General features: G+C 59.2%; 16 protein-coding genes and 1 pseudogene. 3 read left to right on the forward strand and 14 right to left on the reverse strand.

Annotated elements, in window-relative coordinates; translation table 11 throughout:
* Positions 1-69 precede the first annotated feature (69 nt).
* From KGB06_RS30180 to ubiE, 11 genes and pseudogenes are all read right to left on the reverse strand, one after another.
* Positions 70-942 (reverse strand): methyl-accepting chemotaxis protein, encoded by an 873-nt coding sequence (locus KGB06_RS30180; protein WP_411741869.1) that lies wholly within the window; start codon positions 940-942, stop codon positions 70-72.
* Positions 928-1,986 (reverse strand): annotated as a pseudogene (locus KGB06_RS30185) (methyl-accepting chemotaxis protein); the annotation flags it as partial. The pseudogene KGB06_RS30185 and the gene KGB06_RS30180, both read right to left, overlap by 15 nt.
* Positions 1,987-2,125: 139 nt before the next feature.
* A complete protein-coding gene (locus KGB06_RS23230) occupies positions 2,126-2,833 on the reverse strand; it encodes a 16S rRNA (uracil(1498)-N(3))-methyltransferase (RefSeq protein WP_223519908.1) in 708 nt (235 codons plus the stop codon).
* Positions 2,830-3,630 (reverse strand): twin-arginine translocase subunit TatC, encoded by an 801-nt coding sequence (tatC, locus tag KGB06_RS23235; protein WP_223519910.1) that lies wholly within the window; start codon positions 3,628-3,630, stop codon positions 2,830-2,832. The genes KGB06_RS23230 and tatC overlap by 4 nt, the downstream gene beginning before the upstream one ends.
* A gap of 256 nt (positions 3,631-3,886) precedes the next feature.
* Positions 3,887-4,345, reverse strand: a complete 459-nt coding sequence (gene tatB, locus KGB06_RS23240) for a Sec-independent protein translocase protein TatB (protein WP_223519912.1) — start codon at positions 4,343-4,345, stop codon at positions 3,887-3,889.
* Between the two features lie 10 nt (positions 4,346-4,355).
* The gene (locus tag KGB06_RS23245; RefSeq protein ID WP_223519914.1) at positions 4,356-4,628 is read right to left on the reverse strand and encodes a twin-arginine translocase TatA/TatE family subunit; all 273 of its coding nucleotides are present in this window, start codon (positions 4,626-4,628) and stop codon (positions 4,356-4,358) included.
* 25 nt (positions 4,629-4,653) lie between these two features.
* Positions 4,654-4,986 carry a phosphoribosyl-ATP diphosphatase gene (locus KGB06_RS23250; protein WP_007899279.1) on the reverse strand — a complete coding sequence of 111 codons (333 nt, stop codon included), beginning with the start codon at positions 4,984-4,986 and terminating at the stop codon, positions 4,654-4,656.
* Positions 4,979-5,380 carry a phosphoribosyl-AMP cyclohydrolase gene (gene hisI, locus KGB06_RS23255; protein ID WP_223519916.1) on the reverse strand — a complete coding sequence of 134 codons (402 nt, stop codon included), beginning with the start codon at positions 5,378-5,380 and terminating at the stop codon, positions 4,979-4,981. The genes KGB06_RS23250 and hisI overlap by 8 nt, the downstream gene beginning before the upstream one ends.
* 81 nt (positions 5,381-5,461) lie before the next feature.
* Positions 5,462-7,066, reverse strand: a complete 1,605-nt coding sequence (gene ubiB, locus KGB06_RS23260; RefSeq protein ID WP_223519918.1) for a ubiquinone biosynthesis regulatory protein kinase UbiB — start codon at positions 7,064-7,066, stop codon at positions 5,462-5,464.
* Positions 7,063-7,686: an SCP2 domain-containing protein gene (locus tag KGB06_RS23265; RefSeq protein WP_223519920.1), complete on the reverse strand. Its 624-nt coding sequence runs from the start codon at positions 7,684-7,686 to the stop codon at positions 7,063-7,065. The genes ubiB and KGB06_RS23265 overlap by 4 nt, the downstream gene beginning before the upstream one ends.
* Complete coding sequence (gene ubiE / locus KGB06_RS23270; RefSeq protein ID WP_007948968.1) at positions 7,686-8,456, reverse strand: bifunctional demethylmenaquinone methyltransferase/2-methoxy-6-polyprenyl-1,4-benzoquinol methylase UbiE; 771 nt, start codon at positions 8,454-8,456, stop codon at positions 7,686-7,688. The genes KGB06_RS23265 and ubiE overlap by 1 nt, the downstream gene beginning before the upstream one ends.
* 155 nt (positions 8,457-8,611) lie before the next feature.
* On the opposite strand from ubiE, the gene KGB06_RS23275 reads away from it, so the two are divergent.
* The 3 genes from KGB06_RS23275 (at position 8,612) to KGB06_RS23285 (ending at position 10,393) form a co-directional block, all read left to right on the forward strand.
* Entirely contained in the window at positions 8,612-8,887 is a 276-nt protein-coding gene (locus tag KGB06_RS23275; protein WP_223519922.1) for a polyhydroxyalkanoic acid system family protein, read from the forward strand.
* 257 nt (positions 8,888-9,144) lie between these two features.
* Positions 9,145-9,567, forward strand: a complete 423-nt coding sequence (locus KGB06_RS23280; RefSeq protein ID WP_007948966.1) for a phasin family protein — start codon at positions 9,145-9,147, stop codon at positions 9,565-9,567.
* A 10-nt stretch (positions 9,568-9,577) separates the two neighbouring features.
* Positions 9,578-10,393 carry a phasin family protein gene (locus tag KGB06_RS23285; RefSeq protein ID WP_223519924.1) on the forward strand — a complete coding sequence of 272 codons (816 nt, stop codon included), beginning with the start codon at positions 9,578-9,580 and terminating at the stop codon, positions 10,391-10,393.
* A gap of 178 nt (positions 10,394-10,571) precedes the next feature.
* Here KGB06_RS23285 and KGB06_RS23290 read toward each other — a convergent pair whose 3' ends face one another.
* From KGB06_RS23290 to phaZ, 3 genes are all read right to left on the reverse strand, one after another.
* On the reverse strand, positions 10,572-11,192 hold the full coding sequence (locus tag KGB06_RS23290) for a TetR/AcrR family transcriptional regulator (RefSeq protein ID WP_223519926.1): 621 nt from the start codon (positions 11,190-11,192) through the stop codon (positions 10,572-10,574).
* Between the two features lie 59 nt (positions 11,193-11,251).
* Positions 11,252-12,934 carry a class II poly(R)-hydroxyalkanoic acid synthase gene (phaC, locus tag KGB06_RS23295; protein WP_223519928.1) on the reverse strand — a complete coding sequence of 561 codons (1,683 nt, stop codon included), beginning with the start codon at positions 12,932-12,934 and terminating at the stop codon, positions 11,252-11,254.
* A 121-nt stretch (positions 12,935-13,055) separates the two neighbouring features.
* Complete coding sequence (gene phaZ, locus KGB06_RS23300) at positions 13,056-13,916, reverse strand: poly(3-hydroxyalkanoate) depolymerase (protein ID WP_223519930.1); 861 nt, start codon at positions 13,914-13,916, stop codon at positions 13,056-13,058.
* Positions 13,917-14,038 lie beyond the last annotated feature (122 nt).

Here is a 14,038-nt window from a genome sequence, read left to right on the forward strand (position 1 = left end):
CCTGTAGGAGTGAGCCTGCTCGCGATAGCTTCACCTCGGTCCTATGTGAACCGAGGTCATTGAATCACCTCAAACCTTGAATCTGCCCACCAGCATCTGCAGATGCGTCCCCAACCGCGCGAGCTCAACACTGGACGCCGCCGTCTCTTCACTGGCTGCCGAGGTCTGCTCGGACACATCACGCACGTTGAGCACGCTACGGTTGATCTCCTCGGCCACCGCCGTCTGCTGCTCGGCTGCGGCGGCAATCTGCTGGTTCATCGACTGAATCGCCGACACGGTGCGGGTGATGCTTTCCAGTGAGCCCCCGGCGCGGCGGGTCAGTTCGACGCTGCTGTCAGTCAGGGCGCGGCTGTTATCCATGATGGTCGCAACTTGCTGGGTGCCGTTTTGCAACCCGACAATCAGCTCTTCGATTTCTTCGGTGGACTTCTGGGTGCGTTGCGCCAGGCTGCGAACTTCATCGGCAACCACCGCAAAACCACGTCCCGCTTCACCGGCACGGGCGGCTTCGATGGCGGCGTTGAGGGCCAGCAGGTTGGTTTGTTGGGCGACGGATTTGATCACGTCGAGCACACTGCCAATCTTGTCGCTTTCGCGTTTCAAATCGCCCATTGCAGCGGTGGAGTTGCCGACTTCGAGGGCCAGGCGCTCGATCTGGGCGATGGCTTCGCCGACCACTTTGTCGCCCTCACGGGCTTGCTGATCGGCGGCGACAGCGGCTTCGGAGGCTTCTTCGGCATTGCGCGCGACTTCTTGCACGGTCGCGGTCATTTCGTTCATCGCGGTCGCTACCTGATCGGTCTCTACTTTCTGGCTGTTGACCCCGGCGCTGGTTTGCTCGGTGACCGCCGACAACTCTTCAGCGGCGCTGGCGATTTGCGTGACGCCGTCGCTGATACCGCCGATCAGTTCGCGCAGGCCCAAGGTCATGCTCTGCATGGCGCGCTGAAGCTGGCCGAGTTCGTCGCGACGTTTGGAGGTCAGGTTGTGAGTCAGATCGCCGGCTGCCACGCGTTCAGCCACTTTAAGGGTCTGGGTCAGCGGGATGACGATCTGACGAGTGATCGCCCAGGCAGCGATCATGCCAAAGACCAAGGCCAGAGCGGTGGCCATCAGCAGCATGTTCTTGGCGTGTGCGGCATCGGTATCGCGCACGACGGTTTGCGAAATCGTGAGCTTTTTGCTGGCGCCGAGCAGGATTTCGCCTTGCGCGGCCATGCGTTTGATCGCGTCGGCGCTGGCGACCTGGGAGTCGCGGAACTGGCTGACAGCCGCGCGGTAGGCTTTGAGCGATTCGGCGGCCTGTTGCAGGTGGGTGGCGTGTTGTTCCGACAGTTCGGACGGCAGGCTTTCCAGGTTTTTCAGGGCGTTGTCGATGGCGTCCAGCGCGGGTTGCTCGGCTTCTGGCTTGCCGCTGTAGGTGTAACCGCGAACCTGGAAGCGCGCTTGTTGAATCAGTTTGCTCAGTTCGATCACACTGTTGAATTGCGTAACGCTGTCGCCCTGCAGCTTCGATTTTTCGACTTCAGCAACCTTGGCCACGGCATTGTCAGCGGTGGCGCCCAATTTGCTGCGGGCGTTTTCGCGGTTGGCGCCGGCTTGGGTCAGGGCGACAAAGGCTTGCTTGTATTGGCTGACGGCGGCCAATTGCTGGTCGATCATGGCCACGTCGGCAGGCTGCTCGATCATTTGACGGGCGGCTTGCAGGCTGGTTTCGAGCTTGCTCAACATCTCGTTTACGGCGTCAGGGCCTTGTTCGCCACGACGAATTTCGTAGTCCAGACGAGCGATGCGCAGGTCTCTGGTCAGGTCATTGATGCTGGAAATGAAGCCCAACTTATCACCGCGGCTGGTCACTTCGCTCAGACCGGTCCAGCCGGTGAAGGTGATCAATAAGGTAAGCAGCAGCACCAGGCCGAAACCGATCCCCAGTTTGCGATTGACGCTGACGTTTCCCAGATTCTCGGCTAGCCATTGGTACATGCTACAACTCCCTGGACCACTGATTTGGTTTTATGGGAACTGTATCGGCAGGCGAGGCGGGTTCTGTAGGGTGGAAAAAGACTGCGACAATCACAGCCCTTGTAGCAGCAGGCTTCGCCAGCAGCTACAAGGTGCAGTGTTAGAAGAGGCGGGCGAGCAGCGCGGTGACGGCGGTTTCGACGCGCAGAATGCGCTCGCCGAGTTGCACCGGTTGCAGGCCGGATTTGCCCAGCAAGTCGATCTCGTAAGGAATCCAGCCACCTTCAGGGCCGATGGCCAGGGTCACCGGTTCGTCCAGGCCTCGGGGGCAGGGCGGGTGATGACCGGGATGGCCGACCAGGCCGAGGGTGCCCTCGGTGATCGCTGGCAGACGGTCCTCAACAAACGGCTTGAAGCGCTTCTCGATAACGATTTCCGGCAACACGCTGTCCCGGGCCTGTTCGAGGCCGAGGATCAGTTGCTCGCGAATCGCCTCGGGTTCCAGAAACGGGGTTTGCCAGAAGCTCTTCTCGACGCGATAGCTGTTCACCAGCACGATACGTGGCACACCCATGGCAGCCACGGTCTGAAACACCCTGCGCAGCATTTTCGGGCGTGGCAGGGCCAGAACCAGGGTCAACGGCAGCTTGGCCGGGGGCGGTTGGTCGAGGGTGACGCGCAGTTCGGCTTCACCGGCGTCCAGACGCAGCACTTCTGCCGAACCCATCAACCCACCGATCCTGCCGACGCGCATGCTGTCACCGACTTCGCAGCGGTGGACTTCCTGCATGTGCGTCAACCGGCGATCACGCAGGATCACTCGGTCGGCTGCAATGAAATCAGCTTCTTCGAGGAGCAGCAGGTTCACGGTTGGGTCGCTGGCGGCTGGTCGTTGTGATCGTCAACCGGTTGATCGTCCGGATGCTCGCCCCGTTTGCTGATCAGGCTGCCAAACAAGATCCCGATCTCGAACAGCAACCACATTGGAACAGCCAATAGCGTCTGCGAGAAGATGTCCGGCGGCGTCAGGATCATGCCGACCACGAAGCAACCGATGATCACGTAGGGGCGGATTTTCTTCAGGTATTTGACGTCGACCACACCAATCCACACCAGCAGCACCACGGCCACCGGAATTTCAAACGCCACGCCGAAGGCGAAGAACAGCGTCATGACGAAATCGAGGTAGCTGGTGATGTCGGTCATCATCTCCACGCCAGCCGGGGTGGCGGAGGCGAAGAACTTGAAGATCAGCGGGAACACCAGGTAATAGGCGAACGCCATACCGGCGTAGAACAGCACGATGCTGGACATCAACAACGGTACTGCAATGCGCTTCTCATGCTTGTACAGGCCCGGTGCAATGAAGCCCCAGATCTGATGCAGGATCACCGGGATCGCCAGGAACAGCGAAACCATCATGGTCAGCTTTAGCGGCGTCAGGAATGGCGACGACACATCGGTGGCGATCATTGTCGCGCCGGCAGGCAGGTATGCGCGCAGCGGCGTGGAGACGAAGGTGTAGATCTGCTGGGTGAAGGCAAACAACCCGGCGAAGATGATAAAAATCGCCGCTACACAGCGCAGCAGGCGGGTACGCAACTCGGTGAGGTGCGAAACCAGCGGCATATGCTGGTCATTTTCGGGGAGAGTAGGGCCTGTCATCGGTCATTTCCTGTGTCGCGCCGAGCCTGTATTTGCGCAGGGCAAGGCGCGAGGAGCGTAGTTTGGCGTTTCAAATAAGTGACGAGTAACGCAGCCCTGCGCAAATACAGGCCGGCCCTCCGGGTTGTGCCTGAAAGCGGGCCAGGCTGCGTTGTAGGCCTTGGAAAGGGAACAACCATTCCCTGCGGCCTACGCCTTGCCTGGCCCGCTTTCAGGCGACAACGCGACACAGGAAATGACCGATGACAGGCCCTTGTCATGGGGCTCGCGGCGGCAGTGTTGGGTCATGAGGGGCCGGCGCTGTCGGCGCGGCGGCAGGAGCAACCGGTTCAACCGGTGGTGCTGATACAACGGACTCAGGTGGCGCTGTCGCTACAACAGGCGCTGGCGCAGGCGTTGGTTCAGTGGCGGCGACAGGCGCGTGAATCGTCTGTTCCCCCACATGCTCCACCGGCGTCGGCTCCTGCTGGGTCGGCGAGAAAATCTTCCGCGCCTCCTGCTCCAGCGACAGAATGTGCTCGTTGTGCAGCTGCCGACGAATCTCGTCGGCGCCGATTTCCCGTTCAACTTCCTGTTTGATTGCGTTGAAGCTGCGCTTCAAGCGTCCGACCCACAGGCCGGCGGTGCGCGCAGCACCCGGCAAGCGCTCGGGACCCAGTACCAGCAGGGCTACGAGGCCGACGAGCAGCAGTTCAGAGAAGCTGATACCAAACATTAGTCAGTGCTCACACGTCTTTGCGAATCGGCTCTTCGACTTTTTGTGCCTGCACGTCGATGGTGTGCGGCTGGTTCACAGAGGTCTGCGGCTGAACCGGCGGTACCGGTTGGGACGGTGTCGCGGTCGGGTCGGCCGGTTTTTCGTCGTCGTTCATGGCTTTCTTGAAGCCCTTGATCGACTCGCCCACGTCAGTACCGAGGTTTTTCAGTTTCTTGGTGCCGAATACCAATACGACAACAACCAGGATGACGATCCAGTGTTTCCAGTCAAAAATGCCCATGTTGCTGCTCCTCTCTAATAGTTATTCAGGCGGACGGGCGCGAGGCTTTCTCGGCGTGTCCGGAGAGACCGAAACGACGGTCCAGTTCATCAAGTACAGCCTGTGGATGCTGCCCCAGTTGGGCGAGCATGACCATGCTGTGGAACCACAAATCGGCGGTCTCGTAGATCACATCGCTGCAGTCGCCGCTGATGGCGGCATCCTTGGCAGCAATGATGGTTTCGACCGACTCTTCGCCGACTTTTTCCAGAATCTTGTTCAAGCCCTTGTGGTACAGGCTGGCGACATACGAGCTGTCGGCGGCGGCGCCTTTGCGCTCTTCCAGCACTTGGGCCAGACGGGTCAACGTGTCACTCATGGGTGTGTCCTGCGGAGTAGATGGCGTGCGGGTCCTTGAGCACCGGGTCGACAGTTTTCCAGTCGCCGTTCTCGAAGACACGGTAGAAGCAGCTTTGGCGGCCAGTGTGGCACGCGATGTCGCCCATTTGCTCGACCATCAGGATGATCACGTCGGCGTCGCAATCCAGGCGCATCTCATGCAGGGTTTGCACGTGGCCGGACTCTTCACCCTTGCGCCACAGCTTGCCACGGGAGCGTGACCAGTAAATGGCGCGATTCTCGGCAGCAGTCAGTTCCAGCGCTTCACGGTTCATCCAGGCCATCATCAGGACGCGCCCGGTCTTGTGATCCTGGGCAATCGCGGGCACCAGGCCATCAGCGTCCCACTTGATCTCGTCCAGCCAGTTTTTCATCTTCGACTCCGACAGCGGGTTCAACACTTCATTAGTCGAACCCAGGCGTTCGAACAGTGTGCCAGCGACTTGCGTGACTGGCTATCGGCGAACGACCAGATACAAGCCGACGGCCATCATGATTCCGGCCGGCCAGTAAGCCATTTGGTTCAGCGGCCCTCCGGCGGCCAGTATTGCACCACCGGCCAGATGGGCCGTGCCGAGCAGCCGCAGGAACCAGTCGTCCCGGCGCCGGTGCCAGGGTGGTGGCGGGTCGTAGGCATGGGGTTGGGACATGCGCTCCAGCAGATCACGGGCCATATTGGCCAGATGCGGCAACTGTTCGAACTGGCTCTGCACGTTGCCGAGCAAGGCTTTGGGGCTGACGCGCTCGCGCATCCAGCGTTCGAGGAAAGGCTGCGCGGTGTTCCACAGATCGAGGTCCGGGTACAGCTGACGGCCCAGGCCTTCGATGTTCAACAGGGTTTTTTGCAGCAGTACCAGCTGCGGCTGCACTTCCATGTTGAAGCGCCGAGCAGTCTGGAACAGACGCATCAGCACCTGGCCGAAGGAGATATCTTTTAATGGTTTTTCGAAAATCGGCTCGCACACAGTGCGGATCGCCGCTTCGAATTCGTTGAGTTTGGTTTCCGCCGGTACCCAGCCCGAATCGATGTGCAATTGCGCCACGCGACGATAGTCACGCTTGAAGAAGGCAAACAGGTTGCGCGCCAGGTAGTCCTGGTCTTCCGGGGTCAGGCTGCCGACGATGCCGCAGTCAATCGCAATGTACTGCGGGCTCCACGGGTTGACGGTGCTGACGAAGATGTTGCCGGGGTGCATGTCGGCGTGGAAGAAGCTGTCACGGAACACTTGGGTGAAGAAGATCTCCACACCGCGTTCGGCGAGCATTTTCATGTCCGTGCGCTGGTCGGCCAGCGTCGTCAGGTCGGTGACCTGGATGCCGTAGATGCGCTCCATTACCAACACTTTCGGCCGGCACCAGTCCCAATAGACTTGCGGCACATACAACAGTGGCGAGCCTTCGAAGTTACGCTTCAACTGGCTGGCGTTGGCCGCTTCGCGCAGCAGGTCGAGTTCGTCGTAGATGGTTTTTTCGTAGTCGCTGACCACGTCCACCGGGTGCAGCAGACGCGCGTCGGCCGAGAGCTTTTCGGCGGCGCGGGCAAGAATGAACAGCCACGCCAGATCTTGAGCGATGATCGGTTTGAGGCCCGGGCGGATCACCTTGACCACTACTTCTTCGCCGGTTTTCAACTGCGCGGCATGCACCTGCGCCACCGAGGCGGAAGCCAGCGGCTCAACGTCGAAGCGGCTGAACACTTCACTGATCTTTTTGCCGAGCTGGTCTTCGATCAGCTTGACCGACACTTGCGAGTCGAACGGCGGCACGCGGTCCTGCAGCTTCATCAGCTCATCGGCAATGTCTTCCGGCAACAAGTCGCGGCGGGTGGACAGAATCTGCCCGAACTTGATGAAAATCGGCCCAAGGTCCTGCAACGCCAGGCGCAATCGTGCGCCACGGCTCAGGTCCAGCGTCTTGCGCGGGAACCAGCGCCACGGCAGCGCGTAACGCAATGCCAGCAGAAACCACGGTAGCGGCAGGGCAAACAGCAGGTCATCGAGGCGGTAACGAATCACAACGCGCTGGATGCGCAACAAACGGCGGACGGCAAGCAGCTTCATGCGTTATCGCTTGGGTCGAGGGATCGGGAAAGGCGCTCGAAGCGCGCCTCGAGACGTTCCAGATCGAGTTTGATCTGGTCCAGTTCACTGAAACGGGCTTCGGCTTCGCGCTGACCGACGAGGGTGCGCGACTCTTCTGCAAGGTATTCGCCCAAGTTCTGCCCCAGGCTGGCAAACCCTTGCTGATACCAGCGGGCGCGGCTGCGCAGGTGACCGCCGACCAGTTGCGTGGCCACCGGGCCCAGCCAGCGCGAGAGTTCGTACTCCCAATCCAGCTCCAGGTCCTGAAGGATCGCCGCCAGTTCCAGCAGCACGCCGCTGTCACCGTCGAGTTCGACCTCAGGGCTATGCAGGACCGAGGTCTTGTCCTTGCTCATCGCCAGTTTCAACAGGCTGGAGGCCGGAGCACGCAACGTGCAGTCGGCGCCGGTTTCCCAATGAGCGGCCAGCATCAGGCCTTCGTCACTGGGCAGGATGAACAGTTGCAGCGCCGGGCTGCTGCAATCGACGGCAATCACCCGGCCGCTCAAATGCGTCAGCCGTGGCAGCGCCGTGCTGTCGAGACGCAACACCCGGTTCAGACCGAGTTCAACGCTGGCGAGCAGACCGGCCAGCAACATCAGGGTTTGATGCCGCGGTGCAGGGCGACGATGCCTGCCGTCATGTTGTGGTAGGTCACGCGGTCGAAACCGGCCTCGACCATCATCGACTTCAGGGTTTCCTGATTCGGGTGCATGCGGATCGATTCGGCCAGGTAGCGATAGCTTTCCGAGTCGTTGGTGATCAGCTTGCCCATCAGCGGCATGAAGGCGAACGAGTAGGCGTCGTAGGCTTTGGACATCAACGCGTTGGTCGGCTTGGAGAACTCCAATACCAACAGACGACCGCCAGGCTTGAGTACGCGCAGCATCGAGCGCAGGGCATCTTCCTTGTGCGTCACGTTGCGCAGGCCGAAGGCGATGGTCACGCAGTCGAAGTGATTGTCCGGGAACGGCAGCTTTTCAGCATCGGCCTGAACGAATTCGACATTGCCGGCCACGCCGAGATCCAGCAGGCGGTCACGACCGACCTTGAGCATGGATTCGTTGATGTCGGCCAACACCACCTGGCCGGTCGGGCCGACGAGGTGCGAGAATTTTTTGGTCAGGTCGCCCGTACCGCCAGCGATGTCCAAAACGCGATTGCCGGTGCGCACGCCCGAAAGCTCGATTGCGAAACGCTTCCACAAACGGTGCATGCCGCCCGACAGGAGGTCGTTCATCAAGTCGTACTTGGCGGCTACCGAATGGAAAACCTCAGCGACTTTTTCCGCTTTTTGGCTTTCCGGAACGTTTTTGAAACCGAAGTGAGTGGTGGGTTCGGCATCGCTGCCTTTGCGCTGATCAGTCATATCGCTGTCACCAGAAGAGAATGCGGGACATTCTAATCCCCAAGGCATGCTTTGTCTTGGCAAGGCTGAAGGTAAGATGGGCAACCACCGGGACGTTTTGACGCAGTAATGCTCAAGATGCTTCAGGAAAGTATCCATAAAGCAGGAGTCATTCGATGGCCCATATTAGTGTTGAACGTGCCCACGGCCTGGGCAAGGAAGCGGCCCGCGAGATGGCCGACAAGCTGGCGCAGAAACTGTCCGATCAATATGGCCTGGAGCCGCAGTGGTTCGGTGACACATTGAACCTCAAGCGCTCCGGCGTGAAAGGCGCGGTGCATGTCAGCGAAGATTCGATCCGCGTCGAGGTGGAGTTGGGGCTGATGATGTCGGCCATGAGCGGCATGATCAAATCGGAAATCGAAAAGGCCCTCGATAAAGCGCTCGCCTGATTCCGGATTGAAATCCCATCCCCTGTAGGAGTGAGCCTGCTCGCGATAGCGGTCTGTCAGTCAACATTGATTTCGACTGATAGACCGCTATCGTCGGAACGCCGCCCGGAGCCGGCTCACTCCTACATTTGTTTTGTGTAAAGCCAAAGGTTTATGTCAGTTGTTAGGGTGCCGTTTCTAATTTTTCTCCCTACTTTGTGCCTGAGCCCGACACTTGCGCGGGCAGTTCCTCAAACCTTCTGCGCGTGAGGTGCACCATGGCTAAAGTAATTTTGAAGAAAAAAATCGACGCATCGACCACTGCTCTGGGCGACGTTAAATCCTATGCCCGCAAGATCTGGCTGGCAGGCCTGGGTGCCTACACCAAGGTCGGCCAAGAGGGTGGCGAGTACTTTCAAGAGTTGATCAAGGCTGGTCAAACTGTTGAAAAGAAAGGCAAAAAAGTAGTAGCCGAAAAACTTGAAGCCGCTAATGCCGAGATCGTTGAAGCCAAGAGCGAAGTGAGTACTTTCAAAGGCAAGGTCGAAGTTCAACTCGACAAGGTCGAGAAGGCTTTTGACTCGCGTGTCGCAAGTGCCTTGAATCGTATCGGCATTCCGTCTAAACATGACGTTGAGACACTCTCTGCTAAGCTCGATGAGCTGACGGCATTGCTCGAACGCGTCGCGCGTAAATCTTAAGGAGAACGGGATGGCTGGTAAAAAGAACACCGAAAAAGAAGGCAGCTCGTGGATTGGGAAAGTCGAAGACTACTCCCGCAAAATCTGGCTGGCTGGTTTAGGTGTGTACTCGAAGATCGACACTGACGGCAGCAAGCTCTTCGATACATTGGTCAAAGACGGCGAGAAAGCCGAGAAGCTCACCAAGAGCGCTGTCGGCAAGAAAGTCGACGCTGCCAAGGATTCTGCTACTTCGGCCAAGTCGCGTATCAGTGGCGTTAAAGATCGCGCACTGGGCAAATGGGACGAGCTGGAAGGGGCTTTCGACAAGCGTCTGAACAGTGCTATTTCGCGCCTCGGTGTACCGAGCCGCAACGAAGTGAAAGCACTGCACAGCAAGGTCGACACCCTGACCAAGCAAATCGAAAAACTCACTGGTGCCAAGGTTGCGCCTGTTGCGGCGAAAACCGCAGCGGCAAAACCAGCGCCTAAAACCGCTGCCAAGCCACTGGCAAAAGCGGCTGCTAAACCAGCGGCCAAGCCTGCTGCCAAAACTGCCGCAGCCAAGCCAGCGGCCAAACCGGTTGCTGCTAAACCTGCGGCCAAAACTGCCGCAGCCAAACCGGCAGCCAAGCCAGCAGCAAAACCTGCTGCCGCGAAGAAGCCAGCGGTGAAAAAACCGGCAGCGCCGAAAGCTGCCGCACCAAAACCAGCAGTGGCTGCTGCCAAACCGGCAACTCCGGCAACTCCGGCCGCCCCGGTCAGCGCATCGAACTCTGCTGCCGCGCCGACCCCTGCTGTAACCCCGACTGTAGCGCCAGCAACGACGCCAACCAGTCAGTCCTGATTTTTAGGGCTCAAAAAAACGCCCGGCCTGCAAAGGTCGGGCGTTTTTGTTTGTACTCGGTTCAATGAGCGACGCATCCCTCTGTAGGAGCCGAGCTTGCTCGCGATGGCGCCATGTCAGCCAATATTAATGTCGACTGACACGACGCTATCGCGAGCAAGCTCGGCTCCTACAGTGGTTATTCGTGGGCTTCCAGGTATTGAAGTGCCATCTGTTCGGTCGCGACCTTGATCGGCGGCAACAAGTGCGGCGCCACCAGCATCATGATCTGATACACCACCAGCCTCACCTCACCCTCACGATCCAGAATCCGCTGGTAGTCCAGCGAGAACAGCAGCGTCATGGTGATCTGCTCTACTAACTGCCCCAACGCCTGGGTGTCGCTGACCAACTGCCCCTGGGCCTTTAATCGCGCGAGCAACGACGCCAGTGTGCGCTTCAGCGCATTGAGCAGGTTGCGTATGCCCTTGGCCAGTTTTGGCAGGCGCCCGGCGAGGTTCGACAGGTCCTGGAACAGAAACCGGTAATGCGCCAGGCGTTCGACGATCAGGTGCAGGAACAGCCAGTAATCGTCCGGTGTCAGTTCGACATCGGAGGGTGGGTCGAGCAACGGTGTCAGTTCAGACTGAAAGCGTTCGAACAACCCGAGAATCAGCGGCTCCTTGCCGTGAAAGTGGTAGTAGAGGTTGCCGGGGCTGATGCCCATCTCGTTGGCAACTTCCATGGTGGAGACGTTCGGTTCGCCTTTCTGATTGAACAACTGCAAAGCACATTCGAGAATCCGGTCGCGGGTTTTCATCCAGTCTTCTTAATGGTCGAGTCAGGCCACGGCCAGCGTCGGCCGTGGTGGGTTGAACGTCAGCGCACACGCACGTAAGTACCGGGTGCTGCCTCCTGCGGTGGATAGTTCTGATTGCCAAGGGTTGTGTGGGTTTCTTTTAGCGCGCCAGAGCGTTGTTGAATCCACTCCAGCCATTGCGTCCACCAACTGCCGTCGACTTGCTTGGCGTCGTAGTACCAGGCCCGTGGATCGCTGCTCAATTTCGCGCCTTCGACGTAGTTGGCTTTCGGGTTGCTCGGCGGGTTGAGAATGCTCTGCACGTGACCGCTATTGGACAGCACGAAGCGTCGCTCGCCACCCAGCAGCAGTGTCGAGCGGTACACGGCATCCCATGGCGTGATGTGGTCGTTGATGCCCGCGACGCTGAAGCTGTCGACGGTGACTTTCTGCAAGTCGATGGGTGTACCGCACACTTCAAGGCCGCCCGGATGGCTCATAGGGTTGTGTTTGAAGAAGTCCAGCAGATCGCCATGAAAGGCCGCCGGCAGTCGTGTGTTGTCGTTATTCCAGTAGAGGATGTCGAACGCCGGCGGTTCTTTGCCGAGCAGGTAATTATTGACGAAATAACTCCAGATCAAGTCGTTGGGACGCATCCAGGCGAATACCTTCGCCATGTCGCGACCTTCCAGCACACCTTTCTGATAAGACTTGCGCTTGGCCGCCTCAAGGGTTTGTTCGTCGGCGAAAAGCGTCGCCGGGGAGTCCATTTGACTGTCGAGCAAGCTCACCAGATAGGTCGCGCTGGACACTCGCCGCAGCTGCCGTTTGGCCTGCAAGTGGCCTTGCAGCGCGGCGATGGTCAGCCCGCCGGCGCACGCGCCCATCAGGTTGACCTCGCGCGCACCGGTGATCGCCCGGCAGACATTCATGGCTTCTTCCACAGCTTCAACATACGTGGAAAGCCCCCATTCGCGATGGCGCACATCCGGATTGCGCCAACTGATCATGAAGGTTTGCAGGCCGCTCTTCAGGGCGAACTGAACGAAGCTGTTATGCGGGCTCAGGTCGAAAATGTAGTACTTGTTGATTTGCGGCGGCACCACCAGCAGCGGTTTTGAATACTGTTTCTCGCTCATCGACTTGTACTGGATCAGCTCCAGCAGTTCGTTGCGAAACACCACGGAACCGCTAGTGGTGGCAACGGTTTTACCCACTTCGAACGCTTGCTTGGTGACTTGCCGGGGTAGGCCGTCGTTGTGCAAGAGGTCGTCGACCAGATGGCTGATGCCACGCACCAGGCTGTTGCCGCCGGAGTTGAAGATCTCCTTGATCGCCAGCGGATTGAGCAAGGTGTTGGACGGCGATACCGCATCGTTGAGCAAGGCAAACGCAAAGTGCGCGCGGGCGCGATCATCGGGGGACATCGCACTCTCGTCGATCCAGCTTTTGACCTGTTTCTGCCAGCTCAGGTAAGCCTGCAGGCTGCGGCGATAAAAAGGGTTGAGGCTCCACGCCGGGTCGTTGAAACGACTGTCTTGCGGGTTGGTCGGGTGCAAGGTTTCACCCAACAACACGCGGCCCAACTGACCGCCCAGTTTCAAGGCGTGTCGGGCGCTGTGCACCGGATTGCGCAAGCCGTGGGCCGCCACACTGCGCAGGGTCGAAAACAGATCCCGGCCACGCAGGCCGGTAATTGCACTCTGTGCGTTGATGAACGCGGCGGGAGTGGGTAAATGGTCTCTCGCTGGTTTGTCGCGCATGTCTCAACACTCCTTCGTTTCAAGCCAAAAACAAACACACTGAACCGTTCACCATAGACGCTGTTGTGGGTTGTTGCGCGGCGCGGCGTCCTGCCGGCCACCAGGCAAAAGCCTTCGTCCTTTAACCGCGTGACGGCGACGGATGTGGATGCGGATGCATCACGGCACGCTGACGTTCTTCTTCGAGGAATTTCATGATGATCGGTGCTACCGCTTCGGCGCGAGTAATCAGGAACAGATGCCCGTCATCGATGATGTGCAACTGGGCATTGGGAATTCGCCAGGCCAGTAAACGCATGTTGATCAGCGGGATCAGCGGATCGTCGTCGCCGGCCAGCACCAGGGTTGGCTGATTGATCTTGTGCAGCCAGTGAATGCTGGTCCAGCCAAAGCCGGCAAACAGTTGCCAGTAATAACCGAGCTTGCCCGCCGAACGGACTTTCGCCGCGTGGCTGGCCGCCAGGGTCGGATCACGACGGAACGCGCCGCCATAGATCATCGGTGCAATGCGGATCACGTGAGACGGCTGGATGTAGCGTCGTGGGCTGGCCATCATCCATAGCACTTTCGGTTTGCCCGGCACCATCACCGCGCCGGCTGCCGTGGCCGCCAACACGAGTTTCTTGCAACGCTCGGGATAGTCATATGCAAACTGCTGCGCAAGGGCGCCGCCCCAGGACACGCCAATCACATTGACTTGTCCGTAGTCGAGGTAGTCGAGCATCCGCGCCGTGAGTTTCGCCAAGCCCGGAAAGCGATAAGGTCGACTCGGTGTCGACGAGCCGCCGACTCCGGGTACGTCGAAAGCAATCACTTCCAGGTCCGGGTCCAGCGCCGCGACGAACGGAAACACCAGCTCCAGGTTGGCGCCGATGCCGTTGAAAATCAGCAAGGGCGTCAAGTGAGGCTTGCCGGGGCGTACCGCCGTGCGGAGGGTCTGGCCATCCAGGTCGATGGTACGAAAAATGAACGGTTGCGGCATGCTTCAGGCCTTGTGGGTCGCTATCTCAATTTCACCCCCCGATCCCCTGTAGGAGCTGAGCTTGCTCGCGAAGACGGTGGCACAGTCAATATTACTGCGCCTGCCCCACCGCTATCGCGAGC

Origin of the sequence: Pseudomonas sp. GL-B-19, from assembly GCF_019956415.1 — a bacterium.
Classification (GTDB): domain Bacteria; phylum Pseudomonadota; class Gammaproteobacteria; order Pseudomonadales; family Pseudomonadaceae; genus Aquipseudomonas.